Source organism: Stenomitos rutilans (assembly GCF_059505485.1).
Genome location: NZ_JCACKR010000111.1, coordinates 1 through 15,569 on the forward strand (window position 1 = coordinate 1; position 15,569 = coordinate 15,569).

At 47.7% G+C, this 15,569-nt stretch carries 19 protein-coding genes and 1 pseudogene; 13 read left to right on the top strand and 7 right to left on the bottom strand.

The window, feature by feature from the left end; genetic code table 11:
- Positions 1–65 precede the first annotated feature (65 nt).
- The 6 genes and pseudogenes from AC5JLP_RS22065 to AC5JLP_RS22090 all read left to right on the top strand — a co-directional run.
- Positions 66–539, top strand: a pseudogene (locus AC5JLP_RS22065) (MerR family transcriptional regulator); the annotation flags it as partial.
- Positions 540–639: 100 nt separating this feature from the next.
- Positions 640–1,419 carry a glucose 1-dehydrogenase gene (locus AC5JLP_RS22070; RefSeq protein WP_496070111.1) on the top strand — a complete coding sequence of 260 codons (780 nt, stop codon included), beginning with the start codon at positions 640–642 and terminating at the stop codon, positions 1,417–1,419.
- 271 nt (positions 1,420–1,690) lie between these two features.
- On the top strand, positions 1,691–1,990 hold the full coding sequence (locus tag AC5JLP_RS22075; RefSeq protein ID WP_496070112.1) for a putative quinol monooxygenase: 300 nt from the start codon (positions 1,691–1,693) through the stop codon (positions 1,988–1,990).
- Between the two features lie 41 nt (positions 1,991–2,031).
- Positions 2,032–2,469, top strand: a complete 438-nt coding sequence (locus tag AC5JLP_RS22080) for a carboxymuconolactone decarboxylase family protein (protein WP_496070113.1) — start codon at positions 2,032–2,034, stop codon at positions 2,467–2,469.
- Positions 2,470–2,660: 191 nt separating this feature from the next.
- Complete coding sequence (locus AC5JLP_RS22085; protein ID WP_496070114.1) at positions 2,661–3,317, top strand: SDR family oxidoreductase; 657 nt, start codon at positions 2,661–2,663, stop codon at positions 3,315–3,317.
- A gap of 19 nt (positions 3,318–3,336) precedes the next feature.
- On the top strand, positions 3,337–4,338 hold the full coding sequence (locus AC5JLP_RS22090) for a Vgb family protein (RefSeq protein ID WP_496070115.1): 1,002 nt from the start codon (positions 3,337–3,339) through the stop codon (positions 4,336–4,338).
- A 278-nt stretch (positions 4,339–4,616) separates the two neighbouring features.
- Here the strand turns inward: AC5JLP_RS22090 and AC5JLP_RS22095 are convergent, their stop codons facing one another.
- Positions 4,617–5,459 (bottom strand): hypothetical protein, encoded by an 843-nt coding sequence (locus AC5JLP_RS22095; protein WP_496070116.1) that lies wholly within the window; start codon positions 5,457–5,459, stop codon positions 4,617–4,619.
- A gap of 382 nt (positions 5,460–5,841) precedes the next feature.
- Here AC5JLP_RS22095 and AC5JLP_RS22100 point away from each other — a divergent pair, with 382 nt between their 5' ends.
- Together AC5JLP_RS22100 and AC5JLP_RS22105 are read left to right on the top strand one after the other, a co-directional pair.
- A complete protein-coding gene (locus AC5JLP_RS22100; protein ID WP_496070117.1) occupies positions 5,842–6,885 on the top strand; it encodes a Rieske (2Fe-2S) protein in 1,044 nt (347 codons plus the stop codon).
- A gap of 24 nt (positions 6,886–6,909) precedes the next feature.
- On the top strand, positions 6,910–7,608 hold the full coding sequence (locus tag AC5JLP_RS22105; protein ID WP_496070118.1) for a hypothetical protein: 699 nt from the start codon (positions 6,910–6,912) through the stop codon (positions 7,606–7,608).
- A 6-nt stretch (positions 7,609–7,614) separates the two neighbouring features.
- Here AC5JLP_RS22105 and AC5JLP_RS22110 read toward each other — a convergent pair whose 3' ends face one another.
- The 3 genes from AC5JLP_RS22110 to AC5JLP_RS22120 all read right to left on the bottom strand — a co-directional run bounded on the left by AC5JLP_RS22110 (position 7,615) and on the right by AC5JLP_RS22120 (position 9,705).
- Complete coding sequence (locus tag AC5JLP_RS22110; RefSeq protein WP_496070119.1) at positions 7,615–8,034, bottom strand: ketosteroid isomerase-related protein; 420 nt, start codon at positions 8,032–8,034, stop codon at positions 7,615–7,617.
- A gap of 88 nt (positions 8,035–8,122) precedes the next feature.
- Positions 8,123–9,010 carry a helix-turn-helix domain-containing protein gene (locus tag AC5JLP_RS22115; RefSeq protein WP_496070120.1) on the bottom strand — a complete coding sequence of 296 codons (888 nt, stop codon included), beginning with the start codon at positions 9,008–9,010 and terminating at the stop codon, positions 8,123–8,125.
- Positions 9,007–9,705 (bottom strand): helix-turn-helix transcriptional regulator, encoded by a 699-nt coding sequence (locus tag AC5JLP_RS22120; RefSeq protein WP_496070121.1) that lies wholly within the window; start codon positions 9,703–9,705, stop codon positions 9,007–9,009. The genes AC5JLP_RS22115 and AC5JLP_RS22120 overlap by 4 nt, the downstream gene beginning before the upstream one ends.
- Before the next feature lie 111 nt (positions 9,706–9,816).
- On the opposite strand from AC5JLP_RS22120, the gene AC5JLP_RS22125 reads away from it, so the two are divergent.
- From AC5JLP_RS22125 to AC5JLP_RS22145, 5 genes are all read left to right on the top strand, one after another.
- On the top strand, positions 9,817–10,233 hold the full coding sequence (locus tag AC5JLP_RS22125) for a RidA family protein (RefSeq protein WP_496070122.1): 417 nt from the start codon (positions 9,817–9,819) through the stop codon (positions 10,231–10,233).
- Positions 10,234–10,245: 12 nt separating this feature from the next.
- A complete protein-coding gene (locus AC5JLP_RS22130) occupies positions 10,246–10,641 on the top strand; it encodes a VOC family protein (RefSeq protein ID WP_496070123.1) in 396 nt (131 codons plus the stop codon).
- Positions 10,642–10,692: 51 nt separating this feature from the next.
- Positions 10,693–11,595, top strand: a complete 903-nt coding sequence (locus tag AC5JLP_RS22135) for a helix-turn-helix domain-containing protein (RefSeq protein WP_496070124.1) — start codon at positions 10,693–10,695, stop codon at positions 11,593–11,595.
- Positions 11,596–12,132: 537 nt separating this feature from the next.
- Entirely contained in the window at positions 12,133–13,293 is a 1,161-nt protein-coding gene (locus tag AC5JLP_RS22140) for an MFS transporter (RefSeq protein WP_496070125.1), read from the top strand.
- Between the two features lie 24 nt (positions 13,294–13,317).
- A complete protein-coding gene (locus AC5JLP_RS22145) occupies positions 13,318–13,680 on the top strand; it encodes an FMN-dependent NADH-azoreductase (RefSeq protein ID WP_496070126.1) in 363 nt (120 codons plus the stop codon).
- A gap of 61 nt (positions 13,681–13,741) precedes the next feature.
- On the opposite strand, the gene AC5JLP_RS22150 is transcribed toward AC5JLP_RS22145, so the two are convergent.
- From AC5JLP_RS22150 to AC5JLP_RS22160, 3 genes are all read right to left on the bottom strand, one after another.
- A complete protein-coding gene (locus tag AC5JLP_RS22150) occupies positions 13,742–14,152 on the bottom strand; it encodes a GNAT family N-acetyltransferase (protein WP_496070127.1) in 411 nt (136 codons plus the stop codon).
- A complete protein-coding gene (locus AC5JLP_RS22155) occupies positions 14,149–14,457 on the bottom strand; it encodes a hypothetical protein (RefSeq protein ID WP_496070128.1) in 309 nt (102 codons plus the stop codon). Before AC5JLP_RS22155 ends, AC5JLP_RS22150 begins: the two co-directional genes overlap by 4 nt.
- Before the next feature lie 263 nt (positions 14,458–14,720).
- A complete protein-coding gene (locus tag AC5JLP_RS22160) occupies positions 14,721–15,389 on the bottom strand; it encodes a TfuA-like protein (RefSeq protein WP_496070129.1) in 669 nt (222 codons plus the stop codon).
- Between the last annotated feature and the right edge of the window lie 180 nt (positions 15,390–15,569).

Genomic DNA, 15,569 nt, shown 5'->3' on the forward strand with positions numbered 1-15,569 from the left:
AGCATCTTAGTCTATGCTTCCTCGTTTTACCTCCCCGCAACACCTATTGAGCCACGGGCTTAACGGTTCACACGCTGCGTTACTACGAACGCAATGGACTCCTGGAACCCGTCGATCGTGCTAGCAGTGGGCATCGGCGCTACTGCGAAGAAGACATTGCCCGAATTGAGTTTCTCACGCGCCTGCGGGCAACGGGGATGCCGATTCGACAGATGCAAGAGTTTGCCCGACTGTTTCGAGAACAACCAGACGCAATTGGCGATCGTCGCCAGCTACTGGAGGTCCACGAACAACAGGTGCAAGCTCACATTCAGGAACTGCAACGCAACCTGGAAGTGATTCAGTGGAAGATCGGCTACTACAAAGGGTTAGAAGCCCGTCAGCAGGCTGATCCAGCTTACTCCTACTCTCAGATTCATGAACGCCAGGAATGTCTGACCGCCGGACGAGCGTTCATGCTGGAACGCGCTCTGCAACAGGGAGACGCTGAGGCAGAGGGTGAATCTCAAGCGGATGAGGCAATCCCAGCCTCACGCTAAGCCAAATTTGATCTAATCCCAATTCATCTGTTGAGTGTGTCTACAACGACACTGCTCACTACTTTGCGCTGCAACTAAATCAACCAATGGAGAAGTCACAATGAAATTGCAAAATCAAGTCGCTTTAGTCACGGGTGGCAGTTCGGGCATGGGGCGCTCCACTGCCCTGCTATTTGCTAGACAGGGGGCAAAAGTCGTCGTTGCCGCCCGTCGAGATGCGGAAGGACAAAGCGTAGTTGACCAGATTCGACAAGCAGGCGGAGAAGCCAGCTTCGTCAAAACCGACATCACCCAACCCACAGCGATCGCGGCTCTAATTGAAAAAACAGTCTCGCTGTATGGACAGTTAGATTTCGCTTTCAATAACGCTGGCACTGAAGGGGTATTTGCCCCGATGTCCCAATTGACGGAGGCCGATTGGGATCGCACCATTACCACCAATCTGAAAGCGGTCTGGCTCTGCCTGAAATACGAGGTGGAGCAAATGATCCGTCAGGGTACAGGGGGAGCCATTGTCAACACCTCCTCCTGGTTGGCAAAAGGCGGAATGCTCGGCTCGACCATCTACTCTGCCAGCAAAGCCGGTCTGGATGGCATGGTGCGGGCAGCAGCGTTAGAGTGCGCCCAACACAGGATTCGCGTCAACAACGTCAACCCCGGCATCATCGACACAGAGATGTTTCGGCGCTTTGGCAATCCTGATGATTCAAATGATGCGGTAGTGCAAGCCTTTACTCAGCACATTCCAATGAAACGGTTGGGCGAATCTGAGGAAGTAGCAGAAGCGGTGGTCTGGCTCTGCTCGGCAGCGGCAGCTTACATCACGGGACAGACAATCGCCGTTGACGGGGGCTTTGCCATCCCTGGTTTTCGCTACTGATTCCAGTCCAATGACTAATTTCGCTATCGGAGTGCAATCATTCAAACTCTGAGGGGCATTTGTCGAGTTCAGAACTCGGACTTTCCAGATCCGAAGTCAATTGTTCCAGTTCAGAACACCAGCCTTCGAGCTTTGAACTCGACTTTTCGGGTTCTAGACTTGATCCTTCAGGCTCTGAAGTGAATTGCTCAAGCTTAAAACGTCATGCTTCGAGCTTTGAGCTTCACCCGCCGAGCACAAACTGCCAATCTTCAATTTTAGAAGGCTAATTATGACAGATTTACGACTAACGATCGTCGCCCGTATCAAAGCCAAACCTGGACTGGAAGCCCGGATGCAGCAGGATTTGCTGAGTTTGCTTACCCCGACTCGCGCCGAATCTGGCTGCATCACATTTGACTTGTTGCAAGACACGAGCAATCCAACCGTTTTTGTGCTGTACGAAAACTGGAAGGATCAAGCGGCATTGGATGCCCACTTCCAGCAGCCTTACGTGAAACAAGTTTTGCAAGCCTATGAGGAGACGTTGGCAGAGCCAATCAACGTAATGACGCTGGAAAAAATTGGTTGACTCAAAGAATCATCAGAACTAAATTTGGAGATTAATTTCCTATGCAGCGATTAATGCGAATTGCACTAATGGGCGTGGTCGTGTTTGCGATCGTTGGATTCATTCAGTTTTTGCCCTTTGCTCAATCTGGAGGCACTGCGGTTACTCAAGAAGCATCAACAACGGTGGGTGATCGACTGCAACGCGGCTTACGACTGGTGCGCCGAGTGAATCAGGATGATTTTGAGCGAGGTCAACAGAATTTTGCAGGTATTGCGCCTGATCTGGTGCGATATTCAGTCGAATATGCCTACGGCGATTTGCTGTCTCGTCCAGGACTCGATTTGAAATCACGCCAAATTGCCACGGTTGCCGCTCTAACTGCCTTGGGCAATGTGCAGCCGCAGCTTAAATTTCATATCAACGGCGCGTTAAATGTGGGTTGTACTCGCCAAGAAATTGTTGAAATTATCACTCAACTGTCTGCCTACGTGGGGTAATACGTGGGATTTCCTGTTTCTGTCAATGGCATGAATGTTGCTAAAGAAGTCTTTCAAGAACGAGATGCAAAAGGACAGAAGCCATAATTTTTAGGATTTGCAAGGTGAACTCAATATCCTAGTTAACGGAAACGTTAGATTTGATGCACCCAGTTCGCGGCTAGTGCTGGATCGTAAATAAGGAGGCTCTCATGACAATCTTGGTTACAGGGGCGAACCGTGGCATCGGTTACGAGTTATGCCAACAGTTGAAAGAGATGAATGAAACCGTGATCGCGGTCTGTCGTTCCTCGTCTTCAGAGCTTGATGATTTGAAAGTTCAGGTAGAGTCGGGCATTGATATCTCCTCTGATGCCTCTGTTGCTAATTTGGTTCAGCGTCTGCAAGGCGGGACGATCGCCGTGTTGATCAACAACGCTGGTATGTTTCAGCAAACCACGCTAGAGGATTTGAACTTTGACAGCATTCGTCAACAGTTTGAAGTCAATGCGATGGGTGCATTGCGGGTGACTGAGGCATTGCTGCCCAATCTCAAAGCGGGTTCTAAGATTGCGATGATCACCAGTCGCATGGGATCGATCGCCGACAACACCTCCGGGGGTTACTATGGCTACCGCATGTCGAAAGCCGCCCTCTCAATGGCTGGCAAATCGCTTGCGATCGATCTAAAGCCGCGCCAGATTGCCGTGGCGATTCTCCATCCCGGCATGGTCAGCACGGATATGACAAACCACAGTGGCATTCCGGTTGCAGAATCAGTGCAAGGAATTTTGCAGCGCATCGAGCAACTGAATCTGCAAAACTCCGGGACATTCTGGCACGCTAACGGTGAGGAGTTGCCCTGGTAATGATGAGGAATATAGCTTTATGAACCAAGTTTTGTTTTATTCAACCGTGCTGACGACATGCAGCGTTGTCGTTCTGCCAGCGTTCTCTGCACCGCAGTTACTTCCAACAATCAAATTGCCACCCGGATTTCAATACCCCAATGGCATTACTCACAGCAGCAACGGCACAGTGTATGTTGGCTCTGTTACCAGTGGACAAATCCTGCGTATCTTCCCTAATGGCAAGACAGAAACCTTCTTTGATGGAACAGACAAGATATTCGCGGCAACCAGTTTGCGGCTGGATGAACAGCGAGGCATTCTCTGGGGAGCTTCACCTGATTTTTTGGGTGTTCACGGCAGCGACGGTCAAATTACTCGTCGCCCTCACCGGATTTTTGCGATCGACACTCGCACCGCTAAAGTCCTGCAAGTAATTCCCATGCCTGATGGTGGATTTAGCAATGATATTGCACTGGATGAGAACGGAGGCGTTTATGTAACGGATAGTTCGCGTCCACGCATCCACTACCTTGCCCCTAGAACCACGCAACTCCGAGTTTGGGCAGAAGATGAACAGTTTCGCTCTCGTCAGATTGGGCTGGGTGGCATTGCCCGTGCTGCCAACGGCGTTTTGATTGTCGGTCGATTCTCAGGTGGCAAGCTGCTACGAGTGACACCGCAAACGCGAGGGAACCCAAAAGTAGAGGCGATTCCGTTACCGCGATCGCTAGAAAATCCCGATGGGATGCAATTTACCTCTGATGGTTCACTACTAATCACCGAAGGCGCAGTCTCTAGCGGCAACGGTCGATTGCTCCGAATCAGAAATATTTTGGACACTCAAACACCCAAAAAAATTGAAACTTTGGTGAGTGGATTGGAGTCGCCTGTTAATCTGACGATCGCGGGTCAAACGATCTGGATTACTGAATCTCGCATCCGTCATCGCTTGCTACCCGGAAAAGAAGCTGCCGTTCCAGATGCGTTTTTCGTGGTCGGTTTGGGTTGTAGAGGGTCACTCACTGCTACATCGGATTAGCAGTGGGCAGAACTAATTTCCTACCCGTTGATCGTGGCTTGTGCTGACACAATCCATCTTGATCGTCCATCCAGTAGGTCAGCGCGTTCACGAAGTGACTCCTTTTGAGCGTCGCCTCATTAAATAAACTAGCGATCGCGCGATCGCTAGTTTATGGGTCAAGACTGAATGGTAACGACCGAGTTGAGCAGCGGCAAATAGCTTTGGTAATCCTTCCAAAATCTCTCGCCTGTCTGCTTCATAAACTTGTTAAACATTGCGTAAGACTCACAATCTAGTTAACCATTATTAATTGTAATTTCAACAGAAAAATCTACATTATTAGTTGCTGTATCTATTGTTTCTTTTCTTGGGTCACCAACAAAGCCAGCCACTAATATTTCTGAAAACCAATACCAAAATGGCATGCAGTTTGGTAATATGTCCTCTAATTTTGCGTCTTTACTTTTGTTGTCTTGAGCTTCTACAGCGAGAGCAGGCACAACTAGAACTCCAGTTGTAGAATCTATTTGATTATTTGACAGAAGTGGAAACCATATTTCGTCACATCCAAAATGCCCCATACCCCACAGTGGAGATTTACATTCTTCCCCAGTGTTAATAAAGGCGACGGGCACTAGCGAATAATCAATATTGAGTAGAGATGAAGGGGTAAAAATAAAATAAAAAGCGCTAGGAGTAATATCAAGCATTAAACTGCTTTGAGTCCTTTTTGTAGAGCTAACTTCATGATAGAAATCTCCTATTTCACCATTAATATCAACTCTTTTGCACTGAATTAGACAGCTATATCGTACCTTCGATTGAGCCTTTTTTTGATATATATGACGATTAATGATTAATCCTATATCTGCTCCTGTCTTATTTTCTTTTGTAGACTTTCGGACGTTAGTCTGCAAGTATATATTTTGATCTCGCAATAATTCGAGAACGCTTCCCCATACATTTTCCAGTGATGAAATATCTAGGGCATCTACTAAATACTCGGTGAGTGCCCGCTCATCCATATTTTGCTTTATAACTTTTATTCGATTGTTTAATTTCTTCGCTATTACAGATGAAATAGCCAGACAAGGCTGAGAAAGCAATTGTTTAACTTCATCTGTCAGCCAAGAATCCATAACTTTTCACGAGTAAATTCAACTAATTCTACAACAGAATAACAGTCAATTTTGCCTTCAGATTACTCAAGGTCAAGCGAGACTGATAGCTTATTTTACAGAGCTTCGATGTATATCTCTCTTTAACGAATTCCTTGCTGCATACCTCGCTAACTCGGTGAATCTATAGCAAGTCTACTGTGTATCTCCTCGTCAAGGATAAATCTACAGCCAAGTTCTGCGTAATTGCTTCAGCAGATCGAGTGCGACCGCTCACCTACAAGGCTGATACATTCGTCTTAACTGCGATCAGTTACAGAATCAGTTTAAGAAACTAAAGAAGAAGCTTTACAAACTAGAGGGGTTGACTTAGGATGTTTCTAAAGTAATCTCTTTATAAACTATGACGACCACCTCAGACCGACCTAAAACTCTCCTGCGAGCCGCGAATCTGGCGGAACTTCAGGAAAAAGGACAATTGCTGGTTCATCTCAACCATCAAACGATCGCGCTGTTCTACAGCAACGAGCGAGTTTACGCGATCGATAACCGCTGTCCGCACATGGGCTTCCCCTTGCATGGCAGTGTGTGTAAGGACGGTATTGTCACCTGTCCCTGGCACTATGCCCGCTTTGACCTGGCGAGTGGTGGCACCTTCGACTCCTGGGCAGACGATGGGCGATCGTTCCCGGTGCAGATTCAAGCTGGAGAAATCTGGGTTGATGTCGCGCCTCAGACTAATCCCAAAGCGCAGCAGCAACAACGATTACAGGATGGTCTAGAGCAGGGCATTCCGCTGGTGATTGCCAAGTCAACCATTGCCCTGCTCGATCTGGGTGTTGCCCCAACCGAGATATTTCAGGTCGGTTTAGCCTTTGGCACACGCTACAACAAAGCCGGGTGGGATACCGGACTGACGATGCTGACCTGCCTGATCAATCTGCTGCCTTACCTGGATGAAAGCGATCGCCCCCGTGCGTTGTATCAAGGACTGGCTGCCGTTGCCCGCGACAGTGCCGCCGCACCCCCACATTTTCGGGTGCATCCACTCCCGACTGCCAACCTGGATTTCTCTACCCTCAAAGCCTGGTTTCGCCAGTTTATCGAGCAGCGCGATCGTGAAGCCGCCGAGCGGTGTTTGGTGACAGCGGTACAGGTGGGGATGAGCCATACCCAAATTGCCGAGATGCTGTTTGCAGCAGCAACCGACCATCGTTACCTGGATGTCGGGCATATATTGGATTTCATCAACAAGGCTCTGGAAGCACTAGATGCCGTTGATTGGCAGGAACCAGAACCGGTGTTGGCAAGCCTAGTCGCAGGGTTAGCAAGGGCAACGCGGATGGAGGAATCGAGTTCATGGCGCTATCCGGTGGATCTAGTTGTGATCTTGGAAGCCGCGTTTGAGCAATTACCTGCCGCTTTGGAAACTGGACAGTCACAGTAGGGACAGTGGACTCAACCCACGGAGTTGCTGCCAGTACTCCTGGGTGAAGATGCTCAGGCGATCGTGGATGGCTTGCTGAATGCGGTGCGATCGGGCTGCACGGAGGCGCAACTCGCTCAACTCGTGACCTATGCCACCGCCTTGAGAGTGGCTCGCTTCCACACCAATAATGACCACGGAGATTGGAACAGTGCCCACCATCCCTTTACCTTTGCCAATGCGGTGCAGCAGGGCATCCGACGAGTCCCGACGATCGAACTTTTGCGCGGTGTGTTTGATGCGGCGATGAGCGTGTATTTGAATCGCTTTCTCAACGTGCCGCCTGCCCGCTTACCAGAGCCAAAGGACACGGTTGCCGATCCAGAATCCTTACTGGAGCGCCTGCCCGAACTGCTCGATCGCCAGCAGCAGGTGAATGAAGCGGGACGATTGGTAGCGCAATATCTCTACAGCGGTGGTAAGCCAGAGCGACTGATGGCGATGCTGGCAAAACTGATGTTGCGAGAAAACCGGGATTTTCACGTGATTCAGTCGATCGAAGCCGCCTTCCGGTTGTATATCCAGTTGTCTGACCCACAGGAGGGCGTGCCCGTGTTGGTAGCAGCGGCACGATATTTGGCGGCTCATGCTCCGACGATGCGATCCCAGGAGCAAACCTATCAAATGGCGTATCGCTTGCATCGGGGCGACCGACTGTTTGAAGCATCAAATGAGGACACTTAGTGTGGACTAAGCAAACTCTAGCATCATGCCAATTTGCTTTAGAACCGTCAAGAGGTTGTAATAATCCCGATTGGTCTTGATTTTGCCATCCTCTAGTTCAATCCAGGTCATTCCCCGAACTTGAATGGCTTGACCAGTCGCGGGGATGTCGTGAAATGCTCCTTGATGAGTTCCAGTCATGAGCCATTCGATCGCTCCGTGGTTCTCCGTTGTAAAGCAAGATTGGAGACTCATCTTCAGATCAGGCAGTGCCGTTCGAGTTGCTCTGAAAAACTCTTTCAGTTGGGGTTTTCCTTCATTAGTTAAACCGAATGCAACATCCTCATAGTGGCAGTTTTGGGTGAAAAGCGATAAGAACGCATCTGTATCGTTAGAAGACCAGAGGGTTGCCCATGCTTGCAGTAGCTCAGTGTTTGCGATCGCCATGACTGTATTTCCAAAATTAACAACTCAAACTGTATTGGAATTCTGCAAACGAGTCGCGCCCAATCCTGCCCAGATCAGCACGTTCTTGCTACTGAATCCGAAATTGTTTAGGAGATATGCCAGTAATGCGCCGAAAGTGACGACTCAGATGGCTCTGATGGGCAAAACCACACGTCAATGCGATGTCTGCAATGCGGTAATTGGGTTGTTTAAGTAACTGTTTGGCAAGCTCGACTCGTTGTCGAATCACATATTGATGCGGCGTTACCATCATTGACTGCTTAAACAAGCGAGAGAAGTAAAATGGACTCATTCCTGTAACAGCAGCTAAATCCTCTAGCGCAATGTCTTGGGCGAGATGAGCCTGGATATAGTCCAAAATCTGTTTCAGTTTCCTTGCCGGTAATCCATAGTGGACATTCAGCGGTGTTGATTGAGTGATGAAAAATTGTCTGAGCAGATGTACAGCTAGGGCGGTGCAAAGAGACTCACCATACATCCGTCCTGCTGGACATCCAGCCTCTAAATCGACTTTGAGTGCATTGATAATGCTTTGAATTAGCGGGTCAAAGACGTTCCACTGGGGCAACAGTTCAATCTGAGTATCACTGACTGTTTCATGAGCAACGTGCTCAAAAAATGACGGTTCAAATACGATGACAGTAAAATCTAAATGTTCTTCCCAACTTGTCCAATGATGAGTATTAGCTGGACATAGAATAGCTTCACCACCAGTAATTGGATAGGATAGGCAATGTTCACCAATCTGCCGATCGTGATGAGATCGCGCGTCAGCATCCATCACTTCCAAAACGTGAAAAGGAATGGTATGCTGGCGAATCTCCGCTGCAGGATGCTGGTAATAAGCGAAAAAGATATGACTCCAGTGAGCATCTGCACTGGTTAACAGGGGAGGAGCAGGCAGAATTTGAGTTAGATTCTCAAATCTGGATGGATTCACACTCGATTTTGTCATTCTCTTACAGATCTGGTTTTAGAAGGAGGTGTCGCTTTCATCGACTTCTGAGCTACTTGGTAAACACAACGCCGATCGCCATTCAAGATATGTTCAACTCGCTCAATTATCACGTCCTCACCCAATGCTGCTTGGAAGATTTCTAACTCCATCCGACATAGCCCCGTACAGGCAGTCGCCACGGCACAAATGGGACAATGCTTTTCAGCTAGTAAAAAGGTTTCATCCGCTTGAGTGATAACCTCTGCCATGTAGCCTTCTTCCGTTCGTTGGTCTGCTAGCGCTTGCAGTCGCTGTTGAAGTGGCTCAGTACGGGGCACGATCGCCTGGTATGTCCCAATTTGTTCGCGAGTTCTCACTTCCAGCAGGCGATCGAGTCCCGCCTCGCCAAAGGCTGCTTTCATCGAATTGATTAATCCCAGCGTCAACTCGGCGTAGCGATCGGGGAAAAAGCGATTGGCAGCAGGGGTAAGCTGCCACAGTTTGGCAGGACGACCCATCGGACGAGCTTCTTCCTGATACGTCACCAATCCTTCCTTCTGCAAGGCATAGAGATGCTGCCGCACTGCCATTGCGGTGATGTTGAAGTGGGCAGCAAGGGTTTCTGCATCCAAGGCTCCCTCCTGCTTGAGGTGCTGGATGAGCGATCGTCGCGTCCGAACACTACTCGATTCTGTGGGTTGATCAGGCTTCATACTCAATAATCTAAAGAAAAAGCTTTACAAAGTCAAGCTGACTACTTATGATCATTCTAAAGAGTTTTCTTTAGAAAGCAGTTACAAATCTCTGACTCAAGAGGGTAAGACATGGCTCCAGCGATTCAGCATATCAATCCAGTTGGGTTACACGACCCATCTCACTACGGGTACACCCATGTCACGACGGTTCCGGCTAATTCAACGCTCGTCTATATTGCAGGTCAATTGGGTGAGGATGAAACGGGCAATCCAGTAGCGACTGATTTTGCAGCTCAGTTGAAGCAGGCATTCGCCAACCTTCGCATAGCGTTAGCCGCAGTCGGGGCTACGCCAGAAGACGTTGTGAAAATTACAGTCCTCTCGGTCGATCATGATGCCGAGAAGCAACGATTAATCTCAGCCGAGCGCAATGCGATGTGGCAGGGAGAACGGAAACCCGCTAGCACACTGATTCCAGTACCAAGGCTGGCAGTCGAGGGACTGCTGTTTGAGATTGATGCGGTTGCTGTAATTTCCAATTCTTAGGAGGCAAGCTTTATGCTGCAAGGAAAGACTTTGCGGGTTGCTCGTCCAACGGATCGCCTCGATCAAGTGGTTCGTTTCTACACAGAAGGGTTAGGGTTACAAATTCTCACTCGTTTTGAAAATCATGAAGGGTTTGACGGAGTGATGGTGGGGATGCCAGGAGAAAGCTACCATTTTGAGTTCACCCATCATCAAGGACACACGGTCGGTCGCGCTCCTACTCAAGACAATCTCATTGTTTCTTACCTGCCGAATCAACTGGAATGGCAGCAGGCTGTTGAGCGCATGAACGCGATCGGCTATGAACCCGTAACCTCCTACAACCCCTACTGGGATAAAAACGGAGTTACCTTTGAAGATCCCGATGGCTACCGAGTCGTTTTGCAGAATGCCGAGTGGAGTTTGTAGCACTGTAATGGTGGTCTATAGCGTTTACAGCTAAAAGGAGTCAAACAAGCAATGGTCACTTCAAATCCTATAGGTGTTGACTTGACTCAGCAGAATGACGCGATGAAGCTTTATCCCAAGGCACCAATCCTCTCCAGCGATCGCGCCGGATGGAACGGTATTCGACTGGAATATCACCAGCAACCACCTCATCAAGTTCCTGAAAATGCCTTAAACCAATCTCAAATTATCATTCATACTCAGCGGCTCTCTTCTCCCTTCGTTGGGTACATGCAACCACAATCTTTGCAATCTGGGCAAATAGAACGGGGAGATGTCACAATTATTCCGGCTCATGTTCATAATTGGGCGATTTGGAAGCAGGAATGCCACTTTATTCTGCTTCAGTTCCATTCAACTATTTTTGAACAGTATGCATCTGAATGGACTTCTAGTAGCGAAATTGCACTTTTACCCAGCTTTAGTCAACCTGACCCACTGATTTATGGAATTGGTTTACCCCTCAAATCTGTGCTTGAAGCAGATAAATTCAGCGATCGACTGTATGTTGACTCACTCACAACTACACTCATAATCCATCTGCTACGGCGTTATTCAATCCAAAAACAAATTCCTGAGCCAACAGTTCAGGGCTTATTAAGGCATCAATTAAAACAAGTTACTGATTATATCGACCATCATCTTGATCAAGATTTAACTTTATCAGAACTGGCGGCGATCGCTCAGATCAGCCCCAGCTATTTCTCTGCATTATTTAAACAATCGACTGGACTTGCACCGCATCAATTTGTGATTCAACGTAGAATAGAACGGGCTAAACAACTGCTGAGGCAGGGGAAAGCGTCGATCGCAGAGGTTGCTCATAATCTGGGTTTCACCCACCAAAGCCATCTCAGTCGTCACTTCAAACGACTTGTTGGTGTCACTCCCAAAGCATTCCTCAAAGGTCAGTAAGAATGTGTCTAAAACCGTAAGAACGTGCAAGACAGACTGATTACGGTCTTATAGATTTAGTTTATAAAGAGTTTTCTTTAGCAATTAAACAACAGCAAGACAATTACCGAGTCTCTCCTGTGTGAGCGATCGCACCAAAGTTTGCTGTTGAATTGCTGATACAAAGCTCAATCTTGATTGAATCAACACCACCTGTCATTCAGGAGCTTAAACAATGAAATTTACGCTCAGCGTTGGCTTAATTCTACTGTCTTCGACTTTGTTCAGTATCAATGGAAATGCACAAACAGACTCTCAATTGCAGCCATCCCCTCAACCAACTTGTGTTGCTGTTAAACCATCAGAATCATCAACGACACGATCTAAACTACCAGCAACTCAACGTTCAATCCAAGTGCAGCAACGCTCTGAGTGCGCTTTAACTCCTCAGCCTCAACCTGTTCAGAGAGAACCGCGATTGTCGGAACGAGACCGTCTGATAAAAGAGCGGTTTGAACAACGGATCATTCCGCCACAGGATCAAACAGGTGAGAACCCATGAAGCGACCCGTACTCATTGTGGCAGCCGCCGTTTTTCTGATCACCCATGCCGCAAACTTACAAATTCCGCTCTACGGGACCTATGCAAAAATGGCGGGGTTTGGCAGTGGCATCTCCGCGATCGCCTTCTCTACCTACGTAGCAGGACTCCTGCCTACTTTGATTTTGCTGGGTGGAGCCTCCGATCGAATTGGACGAAAAACAGTGATTCTGGCAAGTTTGCTCGTTGCTTGTGTCGCAACGTTTCTGATGATTGCTCAACCCAGCATCTACACATTATTCGTCACGCGAGTTTTGCAAGGAATTGGAGTGGGCTTGATTACTGGAACGGGAACGGCATATCTATCGGCTTTGATGCCCCAGAACGCTAAGAAGGTCGCCGCTTACATCAGTCTCACCACCTCATTGGGCTTTTCCAGTGGCGCTCTATTTACGAACGTGGTGTTGTCCTATCAGCGATCGCTGGTGCCGTTCAGCTACTGGGTGATTTTCGTCCTGATTCTGGGCTGTATTGGTTTGGCAATCGGCATCCCTGAACAACCCACAACTTCTAGCTCATTGATTCGACTGCCGAGCTTTCCACCAGGAACAATTTGGGCAGGGTTGGCGATCGCCCTTGCCTGGTCACTCGCTGGCATCGTTGGCGTGATTCTTCCCGCTCAATTAGCGCAGTACGGACTGCCAAACTGGTCAGGTCCAATGCTATTCATTATCGTGATTGCAGGCGTTCTGTTTCAGCCTGTTGCTCGACGACTAGAAGCCCGACGATCGCTGCAAATTGGGGCTGTGCTGCTGGTGTTGGGCTACCTCATTTTTACCTGTGGAGCATGGCTCGGTCAATTGAGTTTAGTGTTGGCAGGAGTGGCGATCGCGGGTACAGCTTGCTACGGATTTACTTACCTGGGTGGATTAGCTGAAGTGGTACGGCTGGGTGGCTCTCAATCAGCAAGAGTCACCTCTGGATATTTTGTCTGTGCCTATCTGGGATATGGCGTTCCCGTGATTCTGATTGGGTTTCTATCTGAGCGATTCGGAACTGTGAGCACGCTGATTGGATTTGGAATGGTTCTGCTGATCAGTAATGCTCTCCTGATTGCGGTTTACCAAAAACTCAAAGAAAAACGGCATTCCTTGAAGACGCACAATACCAGCAATTAACAATCGATGGAGAAAGTATCTGAAATGACACACATTTTGCATTTAGATTCGAGTCCGAGAGGAGAACGATCAATCTCTCGCGCATTGACCAAACAGTTCATCAATGTGTGGAAACAAATTCGTCCAAATGATGCGATCACATACCGAGATTTAGGACGCTATCCAGTGCCCGTGATCGATGAAGCCTGGATTGCTGCGGCATTCGCTCCACCGGAGCAACTCACGCCATCGTTAGAAGCTGCCTTGATGATTTCGGATGAGTTGATTGAGGAATTGCTAACCGCCAGTCTCTATGTCTTTGGTATTCCCATGTACAACTACAGGATCGTAATAGTCAGCATGAGTCAATCTTCTCATTCAGCAAGTTTGCTGTGGTGGTGGCGGTAAATCGCTTCTGTATTAGCGCCAAATTCTCATTACCGTCTCGTGATCACTGAGTGACCTTTGCTTAATGATCGTCGCCACCGTATATCCACATTGGCTCTGTTTTTCCAGCCCTTGTGAACCCACATTTTTCATAGAAGGCGATCGCTTCACTATCAGCTACAAGCATGTGCATGTGCATTTCCTCGTACCGCTTCCTTAAGATTTCCATAATTCTTTTGCCAATCCCCTGACCTTGATAATCTGGATGAACTAACAGATGGGGATAATAAACAACTAAAAATCCATCCGAAATTGCGTTACCAATTCCGGTTAGCTTTTCTCTGTCCCACGCTGAGACAAGCGAGTGTGAGTTGAGTAATGCTTGATACAAAGCTTGGGGTTTTTGAGCCGAAGACCAACCATTTGCCCTGTATATCGGCAGAATTTGTTCAATCGTAATATCTCGCTGCTCAGAAAAAGTAATCATTGTCATTGTGATTGCCCTACAACTTCGTAATGCAAGACTCTTGGCTCAAACTCAAACAAAAAGTCCTTGTCCTCTGCATAGTATTTTGCAACCCCTACATCTTGACCCGCAAAGCCTTGAATAACCTCCATGCTTTTCCAAAACGAGAGTGTAACAAATTGGGTGATGTCTCCTTCGGACTGCTCAAAGATGTAAACACTGACGTTACCCTCCACGGATTGATAGTCTGGAACTGCCCGCATGTTCAAAAACTCTCGGTATGCTTTGGCTTTAGAGGTAAGCACTCTACCATGCCACATTCTCGCAATCATACTAACTTCTCTAGCATTGGATAAAACTTGTACTAAGTTAGTTCTACCAAATGTAGTTGTATCGATATATTCTTGCTGAGTTCTCCTAATTTGCTTTTTGACGATCGCCCCCCTCTCTACAAGTTAGCAATGCCGCACTTGAGCGCAACCAGGACGGCTTGAGCGAGATCGCTCGATTTGTAGATGAAGGAGATCGTATTGACCAGCGATCGTGCGGGCAACAAACGAATCAATCTCGCTCACGCTCATCTGCTACTCTCAAATCATGACTCAAATAAGGCAAATTGAAGTCCTAATTTTGTATCAGCTTGTTTAACGCTATTTGAAGTCAAACGAAGCTGCAATGCTTTAATTGTTGACTCATTTAAGTAACTACGCGCTAATTGCAGAATTACGTCTAAACTTCGCTCAGGGAATGGTAATTCTTTAACAGTTGCAATAAAAGCTTGACTGGCAGCAGCAGAGACAAACTGCTCGTTGACTAATTGCTGCAAAGCATAGCGAACTTCTACAAGGGCAACCGTAATGTGTTGATAGCCGAACTCTTCCGGAAGATGCAAAATGATAAGCTCATCAGTTCCTCGTAATATGCCGTTTCGAAACCACTCGAAAACCTGACCCACACCCACAACCCCATATTGGCTTAATTCAGCCGCATAGATTGCTCCTATACTGGCAGCACCAATGAGCCGAATACCAGCATTGACTGCTGTAATTAATTCTTGAGGCTTGACAGCAGCTACAATATGGTCACGACCATCAAAATAGTACCCGTCTATCAGCACCAGTGTGTGAGGGCGCTCATCTATTACAGCAAGAATGTCACCCTCCTGAGCCGGTGGTTGAAGTTGTACCTGGTTTAGTAATAAGTTCCAAGTTGAATCAGGAATAGCAGGTAATGAAGGTCCTGCAAAGGCAATGATCTCAGCCATACAAATGAAGAGCAATGCGGTCGCTATTGAATCGAAAAAACTTGCAGTCTAAGCTGATTGAATGCGAACACCATAGAAATACATTGTCTTCCTATGAGTAGTGTGAAATTTGCTTACGGTGCGATCGCTAAATCTCTCACAGATACTCTTGACATTCTATGATAATTTCACTCATTGAAT